Source organism: Streptomyces viridifaciens, from assembly GCF_001888885.2.
Taxonomy (GTDB): domain Bacteria; phylum Actinomycetota; class Actinomycetes; order Streptomycetales; family Streptomycetaceae; genus Kitasatospora; species Kitasatospora aureofaciens.
Genome location: NZ_CP090841.1, coordinates 6,439,004 through 6,464,307 on the forward strand (window position 1 = coordinate 6,439,004; position 25,304 = coordinate 6,464,307).

12 protein-coding genes are annotated in these 25,304 nt (G+C 73.2%); 9 read left to right on the plus strand and 3 right to left on the minus strand.

All coding sequences use genetic code 11. From position 1 onward, the window contains the following. Positions 1–8: 8 nt before the first annotated feature. Positions 9–437, plus strand: coding sequence for a VOC family protein (locus BOQ63_RS36270; protein WP_030283505.1), 429 nt, complete (start codon positions 9–11; stop codon positions 435–437). Between the two features lie 477 nt (positions 438–914). Then, on the plus strand, positions 915–1,352 hold the full coding sequence (locus BOQ63_RS36275; protein ID WP_072655673.1) for an SSI family serine proteinase inhibitor: 438 nt from the start codon (positions 915–917) through the stop codon (positions 1,350–1,352). An 88-nt stretch (positions 1,353–1,440) separates the two neighbouring features. On the opposite strand, the gene BOQ63_RS36280 is transcribed toward BOQ63_RS36275, so the two are convergent. Then, a complete protein-coding gene (locus BOQ63_RS36280) occupies positions 1,441–2,640 on the minus strand; it encodes a serine hydrolase domain-containing protein (RefSeq protein WP_072655674.1) in 1,200 nt (399 codons plus the stop codon). A 216-nt stretch (positions 2,641–2,856) separates the two neighbouring features. Here BOQ63_RS36280 and BOQ63_RS36285 point away from each other — a divergent pair, with 216 nt between their 5' ends. Continuing rightward, positions 2,857–3,567 (plus strand): GbsR/MarR family transcriptional regulator, encoded by a 711-nt coding sequence (locus BOQ63_RS36285; protein WP_072655675.1) that lies wholly within the window; start codon positions 2,857–2,859, stop codon positions 3,565–3,567. Positions 3,568–3,900: 333 nt separating this feature from the next. Here BOQ63_RS36285 and BOQ63_RS36290 read toward each other — a convergent pair whose 3' ends face one another. Beyond that, entirely contained in the window at positions 3,901–5,145 is a 1,245-nt protein-coding gene (locus BOQ63_RS36290; RefSeq protein WP_030550910.1) for a cytochrome P450, read from the minus strand. 165 nt (positions 5,146–5,310) lie between these two features. Further along, positions 5,311–8,514, minus strand: a complete 3,204-nt coding sequence (locus BOQ63_RS36295; protein WP_107488586.1) for a M28 family peptidase — start codon at positions 8,512–8,514, stop codon at positions 5,311–5,313. A gap of 329 nt (positions 8,515–8,843) precedes the next feature. Here BOQ63_RS36295 and BOQ63_RS36300 point away from each other — a divergent pair, with 329 nt between their 5' ends. From BOQ63_RS36300 to BOQ63_RS36325, 6 genes are all read left to right on the plus strand, one after another. Then, a complete protein-coding gene (locus BOQ63_RS36300) occupies positions 8,844–10,283 on the plus strand; it encodes a helix-turn-helix domain-containing protein (RefSeq protein ID WP_191093620.1) in 1,440 nt (479 codons plus the stop codon). 250 nt (positions 10,284–10,533) lie between these two features. Then, entirely contained in the window at positions 10,534–11,391 is an 858-nt protein-coding gene (locus BOQ63_RS36305; RefSeq protein ID WP_305953116.1) for a sterol desaturase family protein, read from the plus strand. A gap of 87 nt (positions 11,392–11,478) precedes the next feature. Then, the gene (locus BOQ63_RS36310) at positions 11,479–20,766 is read left to right on the plus strand and encodes a non-ribosomal peptide synthetase/type I polyketide synthase (protein WP_150476245.1); all 9,288 of its coding nucleotides are present in this window, start codon (positions 11,479–11,481) and stop codon (positions 20,764–20,766) included. Beyond that, complete coding sequence (locus tag BOQ63_RS36315; protein WP_030283526.1) at positions 20,753–22,447, plus strand: phytoene desaturase family protein; 1,695 nt, start codon at positions 20,753–20,755, stop codon at positions 22,445–22,447. The genes BOQ63_RS36310 and BOQ63_RS36315 overlap by 14 nt, the downstream gene beginning before the upstream one ends. 14 nt (positions 22,448–22,461) lie before the next feature. Further along, a complete protein-coding gene (locus tag BOQ63_RS36320) occupies positions 22,462–24,126 on the plus strand; it encodes a phytoene desaturase family protein (protein ID WP_030283529.1) in 1,665 nt (554 codons plus the stop codon). Continuing rightward, positions 24,123–25,190, plus strand: coding sequence for an MDR family NADP-dependent oxidoreductase (locus BOQ63_RS36325; RefSeq protein ID WP_223886137.1), 1,068 nt, complete (start codon positions 24,123–24,125; stop codon positions 25,188–25,190). The genes BOQ63_RS36320 and BOQ63_RS36325 overlap by 4 nt, the downstream gene beginning before the upstream one ends. The last annotated feature ends 114 nt before the right edge of the window (positions 25,191–25,304 follow it).

Consider the following 25,304-nt stretch of genomic DNA (forward strand, 5'->3'; position numbering starts at 1 on the left):
GTGGCCCGATGTCAACGATCAGGAAGTTCCAGGTCACCTTCGACTGTGCGGAACCCGAGCGCGTCGGCCGCTTCTGGTGCGAGGTGTTGGGGTACGTCCCGCCGGAGCCACCGAACGGGTTCGCCACGTGGGAGGACTACGAGAATTCCCGGCCCCCTGAGGAGCGGGGTTCGTGGTTCGCCTGCAGCGATCCGACGGGGGTCGGTCCGCGACTGTACTTCCAGCGCGTCCCCGAGGGGAAGGTCGCCAAGAACCGGGTGCACCTCGACGTGCGGGTCGGTACGGGGCTCGTGGGCGAGGAACGCCTGGCCGTACTTGAGGCCGAGTGCGAACGCGTGCTCGCGCTGGGCGCCGTGCGGGTGCAACTGCTGTACGACGGCCACGATTCCTGCATCTCGATGCAGGACATCGAGGGCAACGAGTTCTGCCTGGACTGAGGTGCCGCCGGGCGGCCGCTTCGCTCCCCGCTCCCCGGAGCGAAGCGGCGATCCGCAGTACGGTCAGCCGCGCCGGATCCGCCACGGAGACGGCCTCGCGGCGGGCGAACGGGTGAAGGGCCGGACGAGCCGCTGGTACGGCACGGAACTGGAGTGCTTCCTCCTGTCCCGTCCGTGACGCCCGCCCGTCGCCGAGGGGCTGCGGCTCGGGTGCCGACTGCGGCGTTTCGTCGGTACGGCCGGGCGATCGACGGTGCGCGTGGGTTCGCCGACCTGCCGCACTTCCTCGCGCGGAACGCCGGGGTACCCAGGGTCGCTTTCGAGGCGTGAGCTGCGCCACAACGGTGAGTGTTTTGCATGAACCTGACATGGGCGTTCATATCATCGAAACGCTTCGCACAACTTCGGTTGATTGCGTAGCGCCCACAGCTGCCCGGAAACACAAGATCCGGGCAACGCAGAGGAAAGGCACCACGAATGCGACGCATCACCATGACGGTCGCCAGCCTGCTGGCGACCGGCGCGGCCTCGGCGATCCTGATGGCCGGCACTGCTCAGGCCGCCACCACGGACACCGTCCTGCTCGGCTCGGTCCACCTGACCAAGACCGACTCCACGGGCACCACGACCTCGGCCGACCTGTCCTGTTCCGCGGTCCAGGGCGACTCCGGCTTAACCTCCGTCACCGGCACGGGCACCGTCACCAACCCCGACGCGGCCTGCCGTGAACTGGTCGGCTTCAACGGCGACTTCAGCAAGCTGCTGGTGCACCCCACCTGGATGGTCATGGCCCTCCAGGCGCCGGTCACCGCCACCGCGCACGGCAGTTGGGGCGCGACCGGCGTCAACTGGTCGCACACCTACGTCAACGGCAGCGAGCTGACCAAGTACACGGGTGACGTGTTCGGTTTCTGAGCTCTGAGCTCGGCAGTGTCCCTGCACTGACGGCGTGGCCGCTCCCGGGTTCGGGAGCGGCCACGCTCGTTCCGGCACCCTCCGCGCGTCAGGCGCCGGTGCTGCCGCAGAACTCCGCCTCCAGTTCCTTGGTGAAGACCGAGATCGGGCCCCACTGCTCGCCGTCGGCCCAGTCGCCGTTGACCTCGGTGGACAGCAGGTGGCGGCCGTCGCGGGTGCCGAAGGTGTAGGACCACGAGCCGTTGATCGCGCCGCCCATGCCCCACACCTGGCCGCAGGAGAGGGTGAGGGAGGCGACGCCGAGGCCGTAGTGGGACTGCGGGATCCACGCGTTGCCCGGGTCCTGCATGGTGAACATCTCGGCCGCCTGGGCGGGCGGCAGCAGGCGGCCCGCCAGCAGCGCCTGGAAGAAGGTGCTCAGGTCGCCCGTGGTGGAGATGAGGTCCCCGGAGCCGTAGCCCCAGGACGGGTTGAGCTCGGTGACGTCGTACTCGGGGAGGGTGGGGGCGTCCATCGAGCCGAGCTTGGAGTAGAAGCGGCCGTGCGGGCCGTGGATCCCGGTGTCGTCGCCGGTCGGCTCGTAGGTGCTCTTCAGGTGCAGCGGCTTCACGAAGCGGTCGGTGATCTCCTGTGCGAGGCTGTGCCCGGTGGCCTGCTCGATGACCAGGCCGGCCAGCACGTAGTTGGTGTCGGAGTACCGCCAGTCGGTGCCGGGGGCGAAGTCGGGCTTCACGCTGGTCCCGAGCCGGACCAGCTGGCGCGGGGTGAAGCTGTCGAAGCGGTGCTGGAGGAAGGGCAGCCCCTGGAAGTCCTTGCTGACCTGGTCGGCGACCGCGAAGTTGGCGACTCCGCTGGTGTGGTTGAGCAACTGGCGGAGGGTGATCCGGGACCCGTCGTAGCCGTTGCCGTCCACCAGGCCGGGCAGCCACCGCTCGACGCTGTCGTCCAGGCTCAGCCGGTGCTCGGCCTCCAGCTGGAGCAGCGCGGTGGCGACGAAGGTTTTGGTGGTGCTGCCGATCCGGAACCGGTCCTGCGGGCGCAGCGGCCGGCCGGTGTTCAGGTCGGCCGTGCCCGCCTGTCCGAACCAGGTCGCGCCGTCGTTGCGCACCTCGGCCATCGCGCCGGGCAGACCGGCCGCGGTGACCGCCTGGTCGAGGGTGGCCTGCAGGCCCTGGTGTCCGCCGGCGGAGGCGGTGGCAGGGGCGGAAGCGAGGGAGGCGGTCGGGGCGGCGGTCAGCAGGGTGCAGGCCGCAACGGTGGCGACAGCGGCGCGGGTGATGTTCTTCATGGTGGGTCCCCCCGGGGTGTGTCGGGCTTTCGTCGTCGGTGGAGAACGTACGGCCGAATTCGGGAATCGCTCAACATGTGGTTGTCCGGATTCGTCTCAATCCGCAGGTCAGTGACGGTCAATCATTGCAACGAGACTGTCGATGAATGCAATCATGATTGCAATCGTCCCCGGCGGCCGGATACTCGTCCCGAGGCCCGACGAAAGGAGCCACCCGTGCCAGGCACCAGGCTGAGCCAGCAGGACCGTGTCGCGATCGCCACCGGCCTCGCCGAAGGGCTCGACTACGCCGCGATCGCCCGGCTGATCGCCCGCCCCACCTCCACGGTGACCCGGGAGATCGCGCGCAACGGCGGACCCGGCCGCTACCGTGCGCACGCCGCCCAGCGCGCCACCGCCCGCCGGGCCCGCCGCCGACCGGGCGCGGTCCGGCCCGCCGGGGGCACTGCGACGGTGCCGGACGGGCGTGATCAGGCGGCCGTCGCGGAGTTCGCCGACCGCTTCGCCGCCCTGTTGGTGCAGCTCGGCCTGCCGCGCATGGTGGCCCGGGTCCTCAGCTGCCTGTACGTCACCGACAGCGGCACCCTGAGCGCCGCCGAGCTGGTTCAGCGGCTCGGCGTCAGCCCGGCCTCGGTATCCAAGGCGGTCGGCTACCTGGAGGACCAGGAACTGATCCGCCGGGAACGGGACGGCCAGGGCCGCCGCGAGCAGTACGCGATCGACTCGGACGTCTGGTACCGCTCGATGCTCGCCAGCGCCCAACGCAACGCCCTGTTGGCCGAGTTCGCCCGCGACGGCGCGGACCTGCTCGGCGCGGCCACGCCCGCCGGACAGCGGCTCGACACGGCCGCGTCCTTCCTCGCGGAGATCGGCACCGACCTGGTCCGGGCGGTCGAGCGGCGCCGGTCCGGCAACGGGCTGCTCTGACCGGTCGGCCTCAGGGGCGTCCTCAGGGGAAACCCCGAGGGGATCTGCGGGGCGGAAGGGGGATCTTCCCCGAGGGTGGAGGGGAAAGCGCTCCTGACCGGCTCTCAGGCGTCGCGTCACCGCCGTCGCGATCGACGAGATCCGTTTGGAGTGCTGCACCCGTGAATTCCTGTGCGAGCCGACACCGTTGGATCCGACTGCTGGCCGGGGGCGGCTCTGGGCGGCGGGGGCCAGCGGGACGGGCCGCCCGCCAGTCGAGCCGACGCCGCCGCGCCGGTGGCCGTAACGGGCCGTTCGAGGAGTCCTGATCCACTGTCTGTTCGGGCGAACGGCTCAGGGGGCGGGGCGCAGTACTGCCGGGGTCGGGCCGTCGGGGCGGACGGTGATGCTGAAGGCCTGGCCGTCCGGGCGGGACTGGAACTCCAAGGGGCCGAGCGGTAGCAGGAGTTCCAGCAGGGCGGTGGTCTCACGGAGGGCGAACTGGGTGCCGAGGCAGGCGCGGGCGCCCAGGCCGAAGGGGAGGTAGGCGCCGAGTTGGGTGGGGCGGGTGGCGCCGGGGGAGAAGCGGGTGGGGTCGAAGCGTTCCGGGTCGGGCCAAAGGGCCGGGTCGCGGTGGGTGAGGTACGGGCAGACCAGCACGTCGGTGCCGGCGGCGATGCGGTGGCCGGCGATCACGTCGTCCTCGACGGCGTGCCGGGGGAGCATCCAGGCGGAGGGGTAGAGCCGGAGGGTCTCGCTGACCAGGGCGTGCGGGTCGGCGTCGCGCGCCCCGGGGTTGCCGTCGAGCAGCAGGAACAGCCAGGTGAGGGTGGTGGCGGTGGTCTCGTGGCCGGCGACCAGCAGGGTGACCAGCTCGTCGCGGATCAACTGGTCGGTGTACTCGGGGTGTTGTTCGGCAGCGTCGATCAGGACGCGCAGCACCCCCGGCTCCGGGGCGTCCGAGGTGCGGGCTGCCTCGATCGCGGCGCGGGCGACGGCGTCGATCCGGGCGAGGTCCTCGGCGACGGCGTCCCGGGCGTCGGCCGCGTTGGTCGGCAGGGTCGGCATCGCGGCCACCACCCGTTCCACCGACCGCAGTTCGGTGTCCGTCCGGTCGTCCAGCTCCAGGCCGGTGAGCGCCCGCCAGACGGTGTCCAGGGCGAAACCGCGCATCTCCTCGCCGACGTCGAAGGTCTTCCCACTGCGCCGGTACCCCTCCCAGCGCTGCGCCGTCCGGCGCGCGGCGGCGGCGATCCGCCGCTCGTAGCGGCGCATGCCCGGGCCCGTGAACTGGGACTGCAGCAACCGCCGTTGGCGCTTCCAGGCGTCACCGGTGGCTGACAGCACGCCGTTGCCGACCAGCATCCGGGCCCGGTGCGAGCGCTTGACGTACCGGTCGGGGTGGCGGCCCAGCACGTGCTGCACCGCGGCCGGGTCGGTGACCAGTACGGTCGGCGTGGGGCCGAGCCGGAAGGCGGCGATTCCGCCGATGCCGCGCTGGGCCCGGGCGAGCAACTCGACCAGCTGGGCCTCCTCGGCGCGCCACTGCTCGACGGCCTCAGGGGCCAGTTCGGGTACCGGGATGGCGTCCGTGGTCACGGCTTCTTCCTTTCGCAGCTACTGGCGTGGCGTCAGCTCTACGGTTACGCCTGCACCAGTCTTCCACCCCGGGTGACGGCGGCTGCCCCGCCCACGGCTGCGCCGCGGTCCGTCCCCCTCGACGGGCCGCGGCGCAGCGGTTCAGGTGGTGTCGGAGCGTGTGGCTCAGACCGCTTCCCAGAGGGCCGGGACGATCGGCGGCTCCCAGCCGACCTGGGCGGTGTGGCTCTGGACACAGCGGTAGCTGACGCCGTTGTAGGTGACGATGTCGCCGGCCTGGTAGGTGGTGCCGGGGGTCCAGGCGTTGCCGGGGTTGGGGTTCCCGCCGCCCACGACCAGGGTGAAGCTGGTGGTGTGGGTGGCGGAGCCGGTTCCGGTGACGGTGATGCTGTAGGTGCCGGCGGCGGTGGACGCCGCGGTGGCGACGGTCATCGTGGCCGGGGTGCCGGACTGCACCGAGGACAGGTTGAAGGAGACCGTCACCCCGGCGGGGGCGCCGGTGGCGGTCAGGTTGACCGTCTGGGCCGAACCGGAGGTGGTGGCGGTGGCGACGGTCGCGGTGGTGGAGGCGCCGGGCTTGACGGTGGCGGTGGCGGGGTTCACCGAGAGGGAGAAGTCGTTGGCGGGGGTGGTGCCGCCGACCGAGGTCTTCCAGAGGGTGTAGGCCACGCCGTTGGCGTTGCGCTTGAGCGCGGTGGCGTCGACGTTGCTCGTGGTGTCGCAGGACTGGTGGTAGCAGGAGTCGTACGACTGGCCCGCCGCGCCGCCCCACTTGGCCGCCTGCGCCGAGGTCTTGACGGCGCTGGCGCCGGCCGCGTAGCCCGAGGTCGGGACGCCGGCCTGCTGGAAGGAGTAGTCGTCGGAGCGGCCCTGGCCCTCGACGTTCTCCTCCGGCTGGAGGTTGAGCGAGTCCCAGTAGGCCTTCATCGGCGCGGAGGCCGCGGAGGTGAGGTTGTTGATGAAGTAGCCGGCGTTGGGCGAGCCGACCATGTCGAAGTTGTAGTAGGCCTTGATCGCCGAGCGCTGGGCGGAGCTCAGCTGGCCGACGTAGTACTGCGAGCCCTGGAGGCCCTGCTCCTCACCGGTCCACCAGGCGAACCGGACGTGCCGGGTCAGGGTGGGGTTCTGTTGGGCGAGCGCGAGGGCGTTCTCCAGCAGGACGGCGGAGCCGGAGCCGTTGTCGTTGATGCCGGGGCCGGCCGAGACGCTGTCCAGGTGGGCGCCGAGCATGGTGACCTGGTCGGACGGGCCGCCGGGCCAGTCGGCGATCAGGTTGTTGGACTGGTGGGTGCACGAGGTGCAGGTTTGCTCGCTGACGGTGAAGCCGGCGGCCTGGAGCTTGCCCTTGATGTACGCCACGGACTGGCTGTGCCCTGCGCTGCCGGCCCGGCGGTTGCCGCCGTTCTGGTTGGCGATGGTGTTCAGCTGGGCCAGGTCGGCCTGGATCTTGGCGACGTCGATGTCGGGCGCGGGCCCGCCGGGTGTGCCGCCGCCACCGACGGTCAGGGTGTACTGGGCGGTGTGGGTGGCCGCGCCGGCGGTGCCGGTCACGGTGATCACGTACGTGCCGGCCGGGGCGCCGGAGGAGGCCGACAGGGTCAGCGTCGCGGACGAACCGGCCTGCACGGAGGAGGGGTTGAGCGTCGCGGTGACCCCGGTGGGGGCGCCGGTGGCGGTCAGGTTGACGGTCTGCGCGGTGCCGGAGGTGACGGCGGTGGAGACGGTCGCGGTGGTCGACGAGCCGGGCTGGACCGAGCCGGAGGCCGGGCCGAGCGCCAGCGAGAAGTCGTTGTTGCCGGACGGCGTGCAGGTCGGGTCACCGCTCTGCGCGGGCACGCTGATGGCGTCCCAGGCGGCTTTGGTCCGGTTGTAGAAGGTGCAGCTCGGGTCGAGGTTCCTGGCCGCGGTCAGGGTGGTGGTGCGGTAGCGCTTGTAGGTCATGCCGCTGGTCTTGAGCAGCATGCCGCCGTACCAGACCTGGCCGGCCTGCTTGGCGCCGATGCCGGTGACGGTGGAGCCGTCGCAGGTCGGGCTGGTGGGCTTGCCGGTGCCCGGGCTGGAGCCGTTGGACAGCAAGTAGAACCAGTGGTTCAGCGGACCGGCCGCCGCGTGCACCTCGGTGCTCGGGATCGAGGATGAGTAGCAGTCCGGGTCGTTGTTCACCAGCGAGGGCTGGTAGAGGTTGCGGATCGGGCCCTGGCCGACCAGGTTGATCTGGCGGCCGACCTGGTAGTCGGGGTAGTCGTAGGGCGCGGGCTCGTTGTTGTACTCCTTGGTGAGCGAGCCGAAGATGTCGCCGGTGCCCTCGCCGAGGCCGTTCTCGTTGTTGGCGCCGCCGGGGGTGTACTGGTCGATGCCGTGGCCGAACTCGTGGCCGACGACGTCCTGGGCGCCGATCCACTGGCCGGCCTGGTTGTGGCCGATGGAGACGGAGCTGCCGTCCCAGTAGGCGTTGACGTCGTTGAGGCCCATCTTGATCGGCCAGCTGCCGCCGTTGCCGTCGTGGCCGTTGCGGCCGAGCCAGTCGCGGAGCATGTCCCATTCCTTCTGGGCCGCCCACATGGCGTCGCCGCAGCCGGTCTCCCGGCTGGCGGGGTTGCCGTTGCCCCAGGAGTCCGAGGACTTGGTGAACACCTGGCCCGTGTCGTTGTCGGAGCAGGACAGTCCGGGCCGGCTCGGGTCGCGCAGCGAGTACGAGCCGCCGGAGTTGGTGGTGCTGATGGTGAGCGGGCCGGGGCCGTTCCACTTGCTGTTGACGGTGCCGGCCTCGACGTCGTCGTAGCTGTCGACCACCTCGCCGGTGGCGGCGTCGACGAAGACGTGCAGGTGGCTGGGAGCGCTCGCGGTGCGGCCGGTCAGGACGGTCTCCCAGGCGAGCCGGCTGGTGCCGTCCTTGACCCGGACGACCAGGCGGCGGGAGTCCACCTTGTCCACGGTCGGCAGCTTGGTGCGCGCGGTCCTCTCCGCGTCGGCCGCGCTGATCTGCGGGGTCGTCGAGCCGCCGACCGGTCCGGTGGCCGCCGACTGCAGGCCGCGGACCTTGCCCTGCCGGTCGGCGAGTACCACGGCGTCACCGCCGATCACCGGCAGGCCTCGGTAACTGCGTTCGTAGGAGACGGAGTAGAGGCCGTTCAGCCAGGGCGTGACGGTGTGGCGCTCGTAGGTCTCGCCGGGGCCCTTGGCCAGTGCGTCGGTGCCGGCCGCGGCGGCCGCGTCGGCGGCGTTGACGGCGGCGGCCAGGGCGCTGGGTGCGGGGGAGGGGGTGGGGGCGGCGGCGGCCGTCCCGGCGGTGGCGCCGACCAGGCCGGCCAGCACGGCCAGGGTGGTCGCCGTGGTCAGCAACCGCCTTGGGGAAACTCTGCGTTGCATCGAGGCTCCTCGCATGTGGGGGTCCTCGACCGCGGACGGCAAGGCTGGTGGCGCACCGCAGGCCGCGTCTGGGGGACGGCCGTGCGGGCCGTCCGCGCTCGGGTGCCCGAACACTCACATGGCGTCATGCTCGGGTCAATGGCTGGTGCGGGCCGGGCATAGGGTTGGCAAATTCCGTCAAGGTGCAGGTGCCGTTTCGCGTCAAGCTGGGGTTTCGCTCAAGTGGTTGAGACCACGTCGTGTACGGGGCGGGAGCCGTCGAGTACCGTCCTGCTCGTCGGACTCGTCGCAGGGCCCCGCTCCGGGGCCGGTCTCCGGGGAGGCAGCCCGTGTACCGGAACCCTTCGGCCTCGGCGGCGGCGCGGGAGCCGCGGCCCCCGTCCGGGCGCGGAGACCACGGCCCGGGCGCCTGGCGGGAGTTCGGCGCCCGGCTGCGGCACTGGCGGCGCCGGGCCGGGCTCACCCAGGCGCAGCTCGGCGCCGGGATCGGTTACGACCACACCGCGGTGAGCAAGATCGAGCACGGCGCCCGTCGGGTCACCCCGAGGATCGCCGAGCGGATCGACGAACTCCTCGGTGCCGGAGGTGAGTTGCTTTCGGCTTGCCTGCGCGCCGAAACTGCCGAGTTGCCGCTGCCCGACCCCTTCGTCCCGTTCGCCGCCGTCCTGCTGCGGCCGCCGCTGCCGGGCGGTGCGGACGCCGCGGCCGACGAGGAGCTGCTCCCCGCGCCGACCCGGCTGCCGGACTACGGACTGCTCTGCCCCCTGCACGACGCCGACGGCTGCGCCGTCCCGCCGCCGGAGGAACTCGCCGCCCTGCACGCCGAGTTCTGCGCCGCCGATCCGGCCGCCGCGCCGCCGCTGGAGGCCGCCACCGCGCACGCCCTCGCCGGGCTGCTCGCCGCCCAGCTGCGTGCCGGCGAGACCGGCGCCCAGCCGGGCCTGGTCGCCGCCGTCGAGCGCACCCTGCACGCGGTGCTGGCCCGGCTGGCCACCGCCCCCGCCGACCGGCGCGGGCCGCTCGCCCGGCTGGCCGCCGAACACGCCCACGCCGCCGGGGCGCTGCGGATGCAGGTCGGCCGCAACGCCACCGCGATGGCCTGCTTCGACCGCGCACTGACCTGGGCCGAACTCGCGGGGGACCGGGCCACCCTGGTCGGCACGCTCAGCGACCTGAGCATCCTGGCCCGGCTGGACGGCGATCCGGCGGCCGCGCTCGGCTACGCGCGGGAGATCGACCGGGTCGCCCCCGGGCGGCCCTGGGCCGGGGCGATGGGCCGGATCAGCCGGGCCCGCGCGCGTGCCCTGGCCGGTGACGTGCGCGGCACCGTGCGGGAGATCGGCCTGGCCCGGACGCACCTGGAGCACATCGACGCCCGGGACGAGGCGGACGTGCCGTGGCTGTCCATCGCCTCGATGCGGCTGCGGGTGGAGTCCGCCGCCGCCGCCGCCCTGCGCGACCTCGCCGCCGCCGTCGACGACCCCCGGCTGGCCCGGCGGGCGCTGGCCGCCACCGAGACCGCGCTCGGCCTGCTCGGACCGACCCGGCTGCCCTCTACCCGGCTGCTGTTCACCGTTCGGGCGGCCGACTGCCACGCCTGTGCGCACGACCCCCGGGCGGCTGTCGAACTGCTCGGACCCGCACTGGAGTCGGCCCCGGCGGCCGCCCTGCCCGCGCTGGTCGGGCACGAGCTGCGCGGCCTGCGCGGGCGCCTGGCGCCGTACGAGCCGCAGGCGGCGCGGCGGTTGGCGGAGCTGGCCGGGGCCTGACCCCTGGTGTCCCAGTCGGGGGCGCGGGGCGGCGGACCGTCCGGACGCCGCGCGCACCGCACTCCGGCGGCCCGGGGAATCCGGCCGCGAACGCGCCCGTTCGCGCCGCTCATGCGTCAACTTCGCATGCAGACCGTCCATCGATCGGGTTATTCATGGCGTCAACACGCCGAATGACCGACCCCGCCGGCCGCTCCCGCTAGAGTCTCTGACGTCTCAGTTCGTTGGTCTGCGAATAACTAGGGGGAGCGTGCTGTCCGCCATCGCACGCCGGCTCGCCCATCCGCTTCTGCTCCTGGGGGTGCTGTGCACGGCCGTTGCGACGCTGCGTTTCCACTGGGCACCCGACCAGGTCTCCCCGCTCGCGCTGATCGCCGTCATCGGCTACCTGGCGCTGCTGGAGCGGTTGATCCCGTACCGGACCGACTGGCACCCCAGCGGTCGTGAACTCCGCTGGTACAGCGTGTACTTCCTCCTGAGCATGGTCGGCGGCGGCCTGGCCCAGGGGCTGGTGACCGCGCTGGTGGAGCTGCTCGGCCCGGCCCGTCCGGCGCTGCCGTTCGCGCTGGAGGTCCCGCTCGCCCTGCTGCTCGGCTCGCTCGGCGACTACCTGGTGCACCGCTGGTCGCACCGCAACCGGTGGCTCTGGCGGCTGCACGGCGTGCACCACGTGCCCGACAAGGTGAATGTCGCCAACAACGGTGTGAACCATTTCCTGGACGTCCTCTTCGCGCAGTCCGTGGTCCAACTCCTGCTGGCGTTGATCGGATTCTCGGCGGATTCGGTGTTCGTGGTCGGAATATTCGTCATGGCGCAGGGCTATTTCGTCCACGCCAACATCGACGTCCGCATCGGCCTGCTCGGCCACGTGCTGGCCGGCCCGGAACTCCACCGCCTGCACCACAGCACCGACCTCGCCGAAGCCGGCCACTACGCCTCCGACCTGTCCCTGTGGGACCACGCCTTCGGGAGCTTCACCTGGCGGCCCGGGCGGACCCCGGAAACCGTCGGCCTCACCGACCCGGCCGCGTTCCCGGCCACCGGCGAACTCGGCGCCACTCTGCTGCACCCGTGGCGCCGGACGAGGACCACCGAGCAGTCCGCCTGACACCCCGGCCCCGACGAACACCCTCCGCGACGCTCTGCGAGGCCGCCCCCTCGCCCGTGCCCGCGCCACCACCCCTCGGATTGGACCATGACCACCTCGCCCTTCGCCCTGCCCTGCGAACGGATCGCGATCACCGGCATCGGCTGCCGCCTGCCCGGACACGCCAACGACCACCGCACCTACTGGCGCAACCTGATCGAGGGACGGGACTGTCTCACCGACACCCCCGCCGACCGGTACGACACCGGCACCCTGGGCAGCCGGGACCGGGCCAAGCCGGGGCGGCTGATCGGCGGCCGGGGCGGCTACATCGACGGCTTCGACACCTTCGACCCGGAGTTCTTCGGGATCAGCCCGCGCGAGGCCGCCCACATGGACCCCCAGCAGCGCAAGCTCCTGGAGGTGAGCTGGGAGGCGCTGGAGGACGGCGGACTGCGCCCCGGCGAGCTGGCCGGGCGGGACGTCGGCGTCTACATGGGCGCCTTCACCCTGGACTGGAAGATCCTGCAGTTCGCCGACCTCGACTTCACCACCATCGCCGCGCACACCGCCACCGGCACCATGATGACGATGGTGTCGAACCGGATCTCGCACTGCTTCGACTTCCGCGGCCCCAGCGTCTCGATCGACACCGCCTGCAGCTCCTCCCTGGTGGCCGTCCACCTCGCCTGCCAGAGCCTGCTCCGCGGCGAGACCGAACTCGCCCTGGCCGGCGGCGCGTTGCTGCACATGGCGCCGCAGTACACGATCGCGGAGACCAAGGGAGGGTTCCTCTCCGCGGACGGCCGCTCGCGCGCCTTCGACGCCTCCGCGGACGGCTACGTGCGGGCCGAGGGGGTCGGCGTGGTGGTGCTCAAACGGCTCTCCGACGCGCTGCGCGACGGGGACCCGGTGCACGCCGTCATCCTCGGCAGCGGCGTCAACCAGGACGGCCGCACCAACGGCATCACCGTCCCCAGCGCCGACGCCCAGGCGGCCCTGATCGAGCGGGTCTGCGCCGAGGCCGGAGTGCTGCCCGGCAGCCTCCAGTACGTCGAGGCGCACGGCACCTCCACCCCGGTCGGCGACCCGATCGAGGCGACCGCGCTCGGCCGGGTGCTGGGCATCGGCCGCCGGGCCGGGGAACGCTGCTACGTCGGCTCGGTGAAGACCAACATCGGGCACACCGAGGCCGCCGCCGGGGTCGCCGGGCTGATCAAGACCGCGCTGGCCCTCAAGCACCGCCGCATCCCGCCCCACCTGAACCTGGAGCGGCCCAACCCCGCCATCGACCTGGCCGCACTGCCCTTCGACATCCCCGCCGCCCCGGTCGACTGGCCCGAGCACCGGGGCCCGGCCCGCGCGGGCGTCAACTCCTTCGGCTTCGGCGGCACCAACGCCCACGTCCTGCTGGAGGAACCGCCGCCGCCCGCCCCCGCGGTGCCCGCCCCGCGGCCGGCCGTCACCGTGCTGCCGCTGAGCACCCGGGACCCCGCCGGACTGCCCGAACTCGCCGCCGCCGTACGGCGGGAACTGGCCGCCGGGGTCTCGCCGGCCGACCTCGGCCACACCCTGGCGCATCGCCGCCAGCACCTGCCCGAGCGGCTCGCCGTGATCCACGCCGGGCCGGCCGACCTGGACGAGGCCCTGGCCGCCTGCGAACGCGGCGAGACCCACCCGAAGGTCGTCCGGGGCCGCGCCCCGGACGGCCGAGGACCGCGCCTGGCCTGGGTGTTCACCGGCATGGGCCCCCAGTGGTGGGGGATGGGCCGGAGCCTGTACGAGAGCGAGCCGGTCTACCGGGAGGCCGTACGGGCCGTGGACGCGGAGATCCGCGCCCAGGCCGGCTGGTCGCTGCTGGAGGAACTCGGCCGCGACGAGGCCGACTCCCGGATGGCCGGGACCTGGCTCGCCCAGCCCGCCAACTTCGCCGTCCAACTGGGCCTCTCGGCGCTCTGGGAGAGTCACGGGCTGCAGCCCGACGCGGTGGTGGGCCACAGCACCGGCGAGGTCGCCGCCTTCCACCGGGCCGGGGTCTACGACCTGGCCGACGCCGTCCGGGTGGTGCTCGCCCGTAGTGGGCTCCAGCAGCGGCTGGCCGGGACGGGATCGATGCTCGCCGTCGGCCTGCCGGAGACCGAGGCCGAGCGGCGGATCCGCCCGTACCGCACCCGGGTCTCGCTCGGCGCCGTCAACAGCCCCTTCGCCGTCACCCTCGCCGGGGACACCGAGGCGCTGCGCGAACTGGCCGAGGAGTTCGAGCGGCAGGGCGTCTTCGCCCGCCTGCTGGACGTCGAAGTCCCGTACCACAGCGTGCGGATGGACCCGATCCGCGGCGAGCTGACCGCCGCGCTGGCCGGGATCCGGCCCCGGCGGGCGCGGCTGCCGCTCTACCTGACCGCCAGGGAGGGGCTCGCCCGGGGGCCCGAGCTGGACGGCGAGTACTGGTGGCACAACGTCCGCCACCCGGTGCGTTTCCGGGCCGCCGTCGAGCGGATGGCCGAGGACGGGCACCGGCTGTTCCTGGAGGTGGGCCCGCACCCGGTGCTCGGCCACGCGATCCGCGAGTGCGCCGCGCAGGCCCGCACCCTGCCCTCGATCCGCCGAGGGCAGGACGAGCCCGAGCAGATCGCCCGCACCCTCGCCGAACTCCACGCCCAGGGAGTCGAGTTGAGCTGGACGGCGCTGCAGCCGGCCGGGCGCCCGGTGCCCCTGCCGGGCTACCCGTGGCGGCGCGAGCGGTACTGGGCGGAGCCCGGGCCCGTCGCGCAGGTCCGGCTCGGGCGGGTCGACCACCCGCTGCTCGGCCGCCGCACCGCCGCCGCCCAGCCCACCTGGACCACCACGCTCGACCCCGAGCGGCTGCCCTACCTGGACGACCACCGGATCGAGGGCCGGGCGGTCTTCCCCGCCGCCGGATACCTCGAGATGGCCGCCCAGGCCGTCCGCGCCCTGACCGGCGGCACCGAGGTGGTGCTCGCCGAGATCGAGCTGAACCGGGCGCTGTTCCTCTCCGACACCGAGCCCCTCCCGGTCCAACTCGGCTACGCCCCCGAGGACGCCCGGTTCACCATCGCCTCAACCCCGCCCGGCGGCGAGCCGGCCGTCCACGCGAGCGGCCGGGTCCGCACCGGCCAGCGCCGCTCCCACGGGCCCGCCGCCGACCTCGACGCCCCGCGCGCCCGCGGGCAGCACCTCGACGGCCCCGACTGCTACCGGCGCCTGGCCGAACGCGGCTACGACTACGGGCCGGCCTTCCGCGCCGTCGCCGAGGTGTGGACCGGGCCCGGCGAGGCGATCGCCCGGATCCGCCCCACCGAACAGCTCGGCCCCGACGCGGCCGAGCACCACCTGCACCCGGTGCTGCTCGACGCCTGCTTCCAGACCCTGCTCACCACCCGGCTGCACACCCCCGAGGGCGGCGGCGTCCGGCTGCCGGTCTCGATCGAGGAGGTCCGGCTCGACGCCATCGGCTCCCGCCCGCTCTGGGTGCACGCCACCGTCACCCGGGACAGCGGCGCGGAACTCGTCGGCGACCTCGCCCTCTACGCCGAGGACGGCACCCCGCTCGGCCGGATCACCGGCTTCAGGGCCACCGACGTCGCCCGGGCGGCCACCTCGGTGAGCCTGGCCACCGTCGACGGCTGGCTCACCGAACTCACCTGGCAGGAAGCCCCCGCACCCCCGCACGAGCGGCCCACCGGCGACCTGCTGCTCCTCGCGGACGACGGCGGCCTCGCCGACCGGCTCGCCGAGCTGGCCGCCGACCGCGGCGCCCGCTGCCACCTGGTCCGGCCCGGCGGCGGGTACGCCCTCAGCGACGGGACGGCGACCGTACGGCCCGACTCCGCCGAGGACCTGCGCCGACTGTTCGACGACCTCGACCCGGCCTACCGGACCGTCGTCCACCTGTGGAACCTCGACCTGCCCGGCCTGGACGCCACCGACCCCGGGCAGCTCCACCGGCTCGCCACCCACGGCGCCTACTCGCTGATCGCCCTCGCCCAGGCCCTGTCCGCCGCCCGCCCGGACGCCCGGCTTCACATCGTCACCCGGGGCACCCAGGCCACCGGTCCGCAGGACCGGGTCGAACCGCTCGGCGCCCCCGCCTGGGGCATCGGCCGGGTGCTGTGGCAGCAGGAACTCGTCGCCCAGCGCGGCCGCCTGATCGACCTCGATCCGGCGGTACCGGCCCGCGAACAGGCCGAGGCGCTGCTCGCCGAGCTGACTGCCGAGCCCGCCGCCGAGCGCGCCGCCGAGCCCGCCGCCGAGGTCACCGACGACGAGCAGGAGCTCGCCCTGCGGGCCGGCCGCCGGCTCACCAGCCGACTGCGCCCCGCCGAAGGCCTCACCCGGCCGCTGCCGCCCGTGCTGCGCCCCGACGGCAGCTATCTGGTCACCGGCGGGTTCGGCGCGCTCGGCCGGCTGCTCTGCCGCACCCTGGTGCGACGCGGCGCCCGGCGGCTGATCCTGGTCGGCCGCACCGCCCTGCCCCCGCGCACCGAGTGGCACACCGTCGATCCCACGACGCCCGCAGGGGAGCGGATCGCCTTCCTGCGCGAATTGGAGACGCTCGGCGCCGAGCCCCTGCTCGCCCCGGCGGACGTCACCGACGGGGTGGCCCTCGGCGCCTGGCTCGCCGGGTACCGTGAGCGCGGACTCCCGCCGATCCGCGGGGTGTTCCACCTCGCCGGGCAGGTCAGGGACACCCTGCTGAACCGGATGGACCGCCCGGCCTTCGACGCCGGGTACGACCCCAAGGTGGTCGGCGCCCACCTGCTGCACCGGCTGCTGAGCACCGAACCGCTCGACCACTTCGTGCTGTTCGCCTCCGTCGCCTCACTGCTCACCACCGCCGGCCAGACCAACTACGCGGCCGGGAACGCCTTCCTGGACGCCCTCGCGCACCACCGCCGGGCCGTCGGCCTGCCCGCGCTCAGCCTGGACTGGGGGCCCTGGGCCACCGGCATGATCGAGGAACTGGGTCTGGTCGCCCACTACCGCGAAGCCCGCGGCATGAGCTCGCTGCCGCCGGAGGCCGGCACCGCCGTGCTGGAACGCGTCCTCGGGCAGGACCGCGCCCAGCTGCTGGTCGCCACCGTGGTCGACTGGCCGACCTTCCTCGCCTGGTACCCGGCCCCGCCGCCGCTGGTCGCCGAGCTGGCGGCGAGCGCCGCCGAACAGGCCCCGGCCGCGGCCGGCGGCTTCCTGGACGGCTACCGCGCCGCCGACCCGGGCACCCGCCGACAGCTCGCCACCGAGCGGTTCACCGCCGCCGCCGCGGCCGTGCTGCGAACCGGCGCCGAGCGGGTCACCCCGGACACCGGGCTCGGCGCGCACGGCCTGGACTCGCTGCTCGCCATGGAGCTGCGCGCCCGGGTGCACGGCGAACTCGGCGTCGCCCTCCCGGTGGTGGCCCTGCTCAGCAACGGCACCGTCGCCGACCTGGTCGACCAGCTCACCGAGGGCCTGGACGCGCTGCTCGCCGCCGACGGCGGCCCCGAGCGCGCCGAGGTCGAGCTGTACACCGACGAGACCCGCTATCCGCTCACCCACAACCAGCAGGCTCTGTGGTTCCTGCGCCAGCTGCACCCGGACGGCTTCGCGTACAACATCGGCGGCGCGGTCGAGGTCAGGGCCGAACTCGACCCGGAGCTGGTGTTCGAGGCCTTCGCCTTCCTGGTCGCCAGGCACCCCGGGCTGCGCGCCGCCTTCACCACCGAGGAGGGCCGCCCCGTCCAGCGGATCCGCGCCGAAGCCGTCACCGACACCGCGCTGTTCGACGTCGAGGGGCGCCCGTGGGAGGAGATCCACGAGCTGATCGTCCGCGAGTACCGGCGGCCCTACGACCTGGCGGAGGACCCCCTCGTACGGCTGCGGCTGTTCCGGCGCGGGCCGGACCGCTGGGTGCTGATGAAGGCGGTCCACCACATCGTCTCGGACGCCATCTCCACCTTCACCTTCATCGAGGAGCTGTTCGAGGTCTACCAGGCGCTGAGCCGGGGCCGCACCCCCGAACTGCCCCCGGTGGCCGCCCGCTACCTGGACTTCCTCAACCACCAGAACCGCTTCCTGGCCGGGCCGCAGGCCCAGCGGATGCTGGACTACTGGCGCGGCCACCTGCCCGCCGGGATGCCGGTGCTGGAGCTGCCCACCGACCGGCCGCGCCCGGCCGTGCAGACCCACAACGGGGCCTCCGAGTTCTTCCAGCTGGACGCCGAACTGACCGGCCGGGTCCACGCGTTGGGCCGCACCCACAACGCCACCCCGTTCATGGTGCTGCTCGGCGCCTACCACCTGCTGCTGCACCGGTGGTCCGGACAGCAGGACATCGTGGTCGGCAGCCCCGTCACCGGCCGCACCGAGGAGGAGTTCGCCTCCGTCTACGGCTACTTCGTCAACCCGCTGCCGCTGCACGTCAGCCTGGCCGGGGAGCCGACCGTGACCGAGCTGCTGGCCCGGGTGCGGGAGAGCGTGCTCGGCGGGCTGGACCACCAGGAGTACCCCTTCCCGCTGCTGGTCGAGCAGTTGGGCCTCCAGCACGACCCGAGCCGCTCCGCGGTGTTCCAGGCGATGTTCATCCTGCTCACCCACAAGGTTGCCGTGGAGCGCTTCGGCTACCGCCTGGAGTACATCGAACTGCCCGAGGAGGAGGGGCAGTTCGACCTCACCCTGTCCGCCTACGAGGACCGCTCGGACGGCCGGTTCCACTGCGTGTTCAAGTACAACTCGGACCTCTTCGAGCCCGACACCGTACGGCGCCTCGCCACGCACTACCGCAACCTGCTGGACGCCATGACCCGGGCCGCCGAGTCCGAACCGGTCGGCCGGCTGCGGATGCTGGACCCGGCCGAGCGGCAGCGCATCCTCGCCGGGTTCAGTGGCGTCGAGCGGCGGATCGACCACGACGTGCCGCTGCCCGAACTGATCGCCAAGGCCGCCGCCGAACATCCGGAGGCGGTCGCGGTGGTCGCCCCCGGCCGGGGCGCCGTGCGACGGCTCGGCTACGGCGAGCTGGACCGCCGCTCGCAGCGCACCGCCGAACGGCTGCGCGAACTGGGTGTCGGCGAGGGCTCGGTGGTCGCCGTCTGCCTGGACAAGTCGCCCGAACTGATCATCACCCTGCTGGCTGTCTGGCGGGCCGGCGCCGCCTACCTCCCGCTCGACCCCGGCCACCCGGCCGACCGGCTCGCATACCAGGTGGCCGACGCGGGGGCGGCCCTGCTCGTGGTGGACGAGCGGCGCCCCGCCCCGGCCGCACTCCCGGCCCCGCTGGTCACCCTGGAGGAGCTGGAGCGACCGGCCGCCGAGACCGGACCGCTGCCCGCCGCCGACCCGGACCGGCCCGCCTACGTGATCCACACCTCCGGCTCCACCGGCCGCCCCAAGGGCGTACGGGTCGACCACCGCAACCTGGCCGCCGTCACGGCCGGCTGGCGGGCCGCGTACCGGCTGGACACCGAGGCCCGGGTGCACCTGCAGATGGCCGGGACCGCCTTCGACGTGTTCACCGGCGACCTCGCCCGGGCACTCGGCACCGGCGGCACCCTCGTCCTGGTCGACCGCGAACTGCTCTTCGACACCGCCCGACTGTACCGGGTGATGCGCGAGGAGGCGGTGGACTGCGGCGAGTTCGTGCCCGCCGTGGCCCGCGCCCTGCTGGCCCACTGCGAGCGCGAGGGCCTGCGGCTGGACTTCCTGCGCCTGTTGGTCGTCGGCTCCGACTCCTGGAAGGCCGCCGAGCACCAGCGGCTGCGCGCCCTCTGCGGCCCGGCGACCAGGCTGGTCAACTCCTACGGCCTGACCGAGGCCACCGTGGACAGCAGCTACTACGAGGGCGCCGCCGAAGCCCTGGAACCCGGCCGGATGGTCCCGATCGGGCGGCCCTTCCCGAACAGCGCGCTGTACGTCCTCGACCGCTACGGCGAGCCCGTCCCAGCCGGGGTCCCCGGTGAGCTGTGGATCGGCGGCGCGGGCGTCGCGACCGGCTACCCGAACGACCCGGAGCAGACCGAACGGCGCTTCCGGACGCTCGACCTGGACGGCACCCCGCGGCGGCTCTACCGCACCGGCGACCTCGGCCGCTGGGACACCGACGGCACCGCGCACCTGCTCGGCCGGATCGACAACCAGGTCAAGGTGCGCGGTCACCGGATCGAACCGGGCGAGATCGAGGCCCACCTCACCGCCCGGCCCGACATCGCCGAAGCGTGCGTGACGGTACGCCGGGACAGCGCCGGTGAAGCCGCCCTGGCCGCCTACCTGGTGCCCGTCGAGGGCGTCCGGCTGGACCGCCGCGAACTGCGCCGCCGGCTCGCCGAGCACCTGCCCACCGTGATGATCCCCTCCTACCTCACCGAACTGCCCGCCCTGCCGCTCACCCCCAACGGCAAGGTCGACCTGGCCGCGCTGCCCGAGCCCACGGCCGACACCGGCGGCGAACGGCCCGAACCACCCGTCACCCTCTACGAGAAGCGGGTCGCCGAGCACTGGTGCAAGCTCCTCGGCCTGGCCGAGGTCGGCCTCCAGCACGACTTCTTCGAACTCGGCGGCAGCTCCATCCGGCTGATCGAACTGATCCACCACCTGCAGACCGAGTTCGCGATCAGCATCCCGGTCGGCCAGCTGTTCAAGGTCACCACCCTGCACGGGATGGCCCGCACCGTCGAGCAGATCATCACCGGCGAACTGGCCGGCGGCCAGCCCCACCTGTGGTTCAACCCCGCCGCGCCCGAGAACCGCACGGTGTTCTGCTTCCCGCCGGCCGGCGGCCACGGCCTGGTCTACCGGCAGCTCGCCGCCCACCTGCCCGGGCACCGGATCGCCGCCTTCAACTACCTGACCGGCGACGACAAGACCGCCCGCTACGCCGACCAGGTCGAGGCACTGCACCCGGCCGGGCCGTACCGGCTGCTCGGCTACTCGCTCGGCGGCAACCTCGCCTTCGAGGTGGCCCGGGAACTGGAACGGCGCGGCCGCAGCGTCACCTCGGTGCTGCTGGTCGACGCCTACCGGTCACTGGAGGCCTTCGACCTCGGCGAGGAGCACGTGGCCGTGTTCGAACGCGAACTCCAGGAGCATCTGCACCGCCACACCGGCTCGCGGACCGTCGCCCGCGAGACGCTCGAACAGGCCCGGGACTACCTGGAGTTCTCCAGTCGCACCCCCAACACCGGCACCCTACGGGCCCAACTGGACGTGGTCTGCGAACGCGCGCGCCTCGCCGTGCACGTCGGCGACGAGCCGGGCTCCTGGCACGGCGCCTCCACCACCGGCACCGCCGTCCACGCCGGCCACGGCAGCCACGCCGAGATGCTCGACGGCGAGTACGCCGCCCGCAACGCCGAGCTGGCGGCCGCGATCCTGGCCGGAGGAACCACCGATGGCCGGGGCTGACCGCGGACCGGACTGGTCCGCCCGCGAGCGGCCGGCCGGCGGCCCGCCCAGGGTGATCGTGATCGGGGCCGGCCTGGCCGGCCTCGCCACCGGCTGCTACGCCCAGATGAGCGGGCTGGAGACCCGGATCTTCGAGAAGCACGTGCTCCCCGGCGGCTGCTGTACCGCGTGGTCCCGGCACGGCTACCTGTTCGACTACTGCATCGACTGGCTGATCGGCACCGCCGAGGGCACCGGCGCCCACCAGGTCTGGCGCGAACTCGGCGCCCTGGACGGCAAGTCGGTGACCCACTTCGACACCTTCAACCGGGTCGTCGACGAGCACGGCCGCTCCGTCACCTTCCACACCGACCCGGACCGGCTGGAGGCTCACCTGCTCGCCCTCGCCCCCGGCGACGCCGCGCCCATCCGGGCCTTCTGCCGGGACCTGCGCCGCTTCGCCGCGATCGACCTGCCCTGGGATCTCACCCCGCCGCCGCTGCGGACCACCCGGGAACGGCTGCGCACCCTGCGCGCCGTACTGCCCGCCTTCCGGCTGCTCTGGCGCACCGCGACCACCCCGATGAGCGGCTTTGCCCAGCGCTTCCAGGACCCGCTGCTGCGCCGGGCCCTCCCCACCATGTTCCTCCAGGAGCCGGCCGGCTTCCCGCTGCTGCCGTACCTGTACACCCTGGCCGCCGCCCACACCGGCAACGCGGGCTTCCCGCAGGGGGGTTCGCTCGGACTGGCGCGCTCGGTGGAGGAGCGGTACACCTCGCTCGGCGGGGTGATCGGCTACCGCTGCCGGGTCGACCGGATCCTGGTCGAGGACGGGCGCGCCGTCGGCGTCGAACTGCGGGACGGCACCAGGCACTTCGCCGACCACGTGGTGGCCGCCTGCGACGGCCCGACGGTGCTCGACCGGCTGCTGCGCGGCCGCTACTCCAGCCCCGCGACCGACCGGCTGTACGGCGAACTGCTCGACAGGCCCGGCAACCTCTACCCGGCCGTGGTCTCCGCCTTCGTCGGGGTGGACGGCCCGCTGCCGCCGCGCGAACCGCACTGCACCACCTACCTGCTGGCACCCGAGGACGCCGGACGGCTGCCCGGCTCGCTCCAGCACAGCCTGGTCGTGCAGCTGCGCTCCGCCTACGCGGAGGGCTTCGCCCCGCCCGGCAAGTCGGTGCTGCACTGCACCTACTTCAGCGACTACCGCTCCTGGAGGGAGCTGCGGGTCCGCGACCGCCGGGCCTACCGGGCGCGCAAGCAGCAGGTCGCGGAGTTCGTCCGGGAGTTCCTGGACCGCACCCACCCTGGGCTCGGCGCCCGGATCGAACTGGTCGACGTCGCCTCGCCGGTGACCACCGAGCGGTTCACCGGCAACACCCGCGGCAGCATCCTCGCCTGGCAGGCCTTCTCCGAGGCCGAGGACACCGCCAACCGGCTGGTCAACCGGGACCGGATGCGGCTTCCGGGGCTCAGCGGCTTCTCCATGGCCGGGCAGTGGGCCTCGCTCGGCGGCCTGATCCGGGCCGCCACCAGCGGCCGGTACGCGGCGCAGTACCTCTGCCGGGAACTCGGCCGGCCGTTCCGCGCCTGGCCCAGCGACAACCGGGAACCCTGGCACCCGGGCAAGTGGGGCCACCTGCCGCAACTCGACCGGGTCACCGTCGGGGCGGCGGAGCCGGGAGCGGGCGAATGAACCCCAGGCAGAGCATGGTCGTCATCGGCGGCGGGCTCGGCGGCCTGTCCACCGGCTGCTACGCGCAGATGAACGGCTACCGCACCCGGATCCTGGAGATGCACGAGCTGCCCGGCGGTTGCTGCACCGCCTGGGACCGCGGCGAGTTCACCTTCGACTGCTGCGTCAGCTGGCTGCTGGGCAGCGGGCCCGGCAACGAGATGCACCGGATCTGGCTCGAACTCGGCGCGCTGCAGGGCAAGCGGATGCGCAACTTCGACGTCTTCAACGTGGTGCGCACCCGGGACGGCCGGGCGGTCTACTTCTACTCCGACCCGGACCGGCTGGAGGCCCACCTGCTGGACCTCGCCCCCGAGGACGCCCGGCAGATCCGTCAGTTCTGCGACGGCCTGCGCAAGTTCCGCCTGGCGCTGGCGCGTTACCCGTTCCTCAGGCCGGTCGGACTGATGGGCCGCTGGGAGCGCTGGCGGATGCTCGCCTCCTTCCTGCCGTACTTCAACGTGATCCGGCGCTCGATCTCGGTGCTGATGAGCGACTACTCGGCGCGGTTCCGCAGCCCGCTGCTGCGCGAGGCGTTCAACTTCGTGCTGTACGAGAAGCACCCCAACTTCCCGGTGCTGCCCACGTACTTCCAACTCGCCTCGCACGCGGGGCAGTCGGCCGGGGTTCCGGAGGGCGGCTCGCTCGGCCTGGCCCGCTCGATCGAGCAGCGCTACCGGCGGCTCGGCGGGGAGATCACCTACAACGCCAAGGTGACCGAGATCCTGGTGGAACGGGACACCGCCGTCGGGGTGCGGCTGAGCGACGGGCGGGAGGTGCGCGCCGACATCGTGGTGGCCGCCTGCGACGGCCGCACCACGATGATGGACCTGCTCAAGGGCCGCTACCTGAACGACACCTACCGCCGGCTGTACACCAGGACGCTGACCGAGCCGGGCATGGTCTTCCCCGGCTACCTGACGGTCTTCCTCGGCCTGCGCCGCCCGTTCCCGGCGGGCGACCCGTGCACCACCTACCTGCTGGAGGAGGAGTTCGCGGCGCGGCTCACCGGCATTCGCCACCCCAGCATCAACGTCCAGTTCCGCAGCCGCCACTATCCGGAGCTGAGCCCGGCCGCGACCACCGTCGTCTACGTCAGTTACTTCTGCGACATCGCACCCTGGCGGCAGCTGAGCACCGGCCCCGAGCAGGCGCCCCGGCTGCGACGTGGAGAGGAACTGCACACCCTGCCGGTCGGCCGGGGCCGGGAGTACCAGCGGGAGAAGCGCCGGGTGCGCGACGCCGTGATCGGGTTCCTGGACGGCCACCACCCCGGGCTGCGGGAGGCGGTGGCCGTCCGGGACGTCTCCACCCCGCTCACCCAGGTGCGCTACACCGGCAACTACGACGGCACGGTGCTCGGTTGGCAGCCCTTCGTGGAGGGCGGGGAGACCCTGGAGGAGGAGATCAGGCGCAACGGCCCGGGGCTGCCGGGCCTGGCCAACTTCTACCTCTCCGGCGTCTGGGCGACCACCGGCGGACTGATCCGCGCGGCCGCCGCCGGCCGGCACGTCGTCCAGTTCGTCTGCCGCGACGACGGCCGGCCGTTCACCGCCGAGGTCGACGACTTCGCCCCGCCCCCCACCCTGATCACCGAACCGGTCGGCCCCGACGACCGGCAGTTTGGAGTCACCTCGTGAGTGATGTGGTACGGATCGAGAAGTGGGTCGTCCGGGAGCACGTGGACGGCGTTCCGGACGTGGACCGGATGTACCGGAAGGTCGTGGAGCAGGTGCCCGTCCGGCTCGCCGAGGACGAGATGCTGCTGCGCACCCGGTGGGTGTCGGTGGACCCGTACCTCCAGGGGATCGCGCTGGACACCCCGGTCGGCGACCACATGGGCGCGGACTCGATCATGGAGGTGGTGCAGGCCGGGCCCGCCGCGCGTTTTGCCGTCGGCGACCTGGTGCAGGGCTTCGGGGGCTGGCGCAGCCACGTGATCGGCAACGGCGGGTCCCGGCTCTGGCAGACCGGCACCTTCCCGATGGTCTTCCCGGCCTACCGGCGGCTGGACCGCGCGGACTACGACGAGGCGATGCCGGTCACGACCGCGCTCGGCCTGCTGGGCGGCCCGGGGATGACGGCCTGGGGGACGGTGGAGAAGTTCCTGGACGTCCGGCCCGGCCAGACGGTGCTGGTCAGCGGGGCCAGCGGGGCGGTCGGCTCGGTGGTCGGCCAGCTCGCCAAGCACCGGGGTGCCAGGGTGATCGGCACCACGGCGACCCCGGCGAAGGCCGGGTGGCTGGAGGAGCTGGGCTTCGACGCGGTGCTGAACTACCGCGACGGCGACGACCCGGAGCGGCTGGCGAAGGAGCTGGCCGACCTCGCCCCGGACGGGGTCGACCGCTACTTCGACAGCCTGGGCGGCACGCTCACCGACGCGGTCTTCGGGATGCTCGCGGTGGACAGCCGGGTGGCGGTGTGCTGGCAGTGGGGGAGCCAGGTGGGCGGCGAGTGGGCGGGCCCCCGGCTGCTGCCGATGATCATGTTCCCGCGCACCCTGATCCGCGGCATCTTCGCGCTGGAGTGGTTCACCGAGGAGAACTGGTCCGCGCTGCGGAGGGACCTCGGCGCCCTGGTGCGCAGCGGGGACCTGCGCTACCGGCAGACCGTCCACCGGGGGTTCGACAGCATCCCGGCGGCCTACCGCAGCCTGTACGCCGACCGGTCGGCGAGCCGGGGGAAGGTGCTCGTGGAGCTGTGAGCGGCGGAGCGGCCGAGCGGCGGCGCGAAGTGACGGTGTCCCAGTGTTCCGGTGCTTCGCGTCAGCGAACGGTGCGACGAACAGCAGGCTGCCGGACCCGGTTCCCCGGCCCTC

Bases quoted from the DNA above. Each gene is read 5' to 3' on its own strand.
- BOQ63_RS36270 (WP_030283505.1), top strand. From the start codon at position 9: ATGTCAACGATCAGGAAGTTCCAGGTCACCTTCGACTGTGCGGAACCC.
- BOQ63_RS36275 (WP_072655673.1), top strand. From the start codon at position 915: ATGCGACGCATCACCATGACGGTCGCCAGCCTGCTGGCGACCGGCGCG.
- BOQ63_RS36280 (WP_072655674.1), bottom strand. From the start codon at position 2,640: ATGAAGAACATCACCCGCGCCGCTGTCGCCACCGTTGCGGCCTGCACC.
- BOQ63_RS36295 (WP_107488586.1), bottom strand. From the start codon at position 8,514: ATGCAACGCAGAGTTTCCCCAAGGCGGTTGCTGACCACGGCGACCACC.
- BOQ63_RS36310 (WP_150476245.1), top strand. From the start codon at position 11,479: ATGACCACCTCGCCCTTCGCCCTGCCCTGCGAACGGATCGCGATCACC.
- BOQ63_RS36315 (WP_030283526.1), top strand. From the start codon at position 20,753: ATGGCCGGGGCTGACCGCGGACCGGACTGGTCCGCCCGCGAGCGGCCG.
- BOQ63_RS36320 (WP_030283529.1), top strand. From the start codon at position 22,462: ATGGTCGTCATCGGCGGCGGGCTCGGCGGCCTGTCCACCGGCTGCTAC.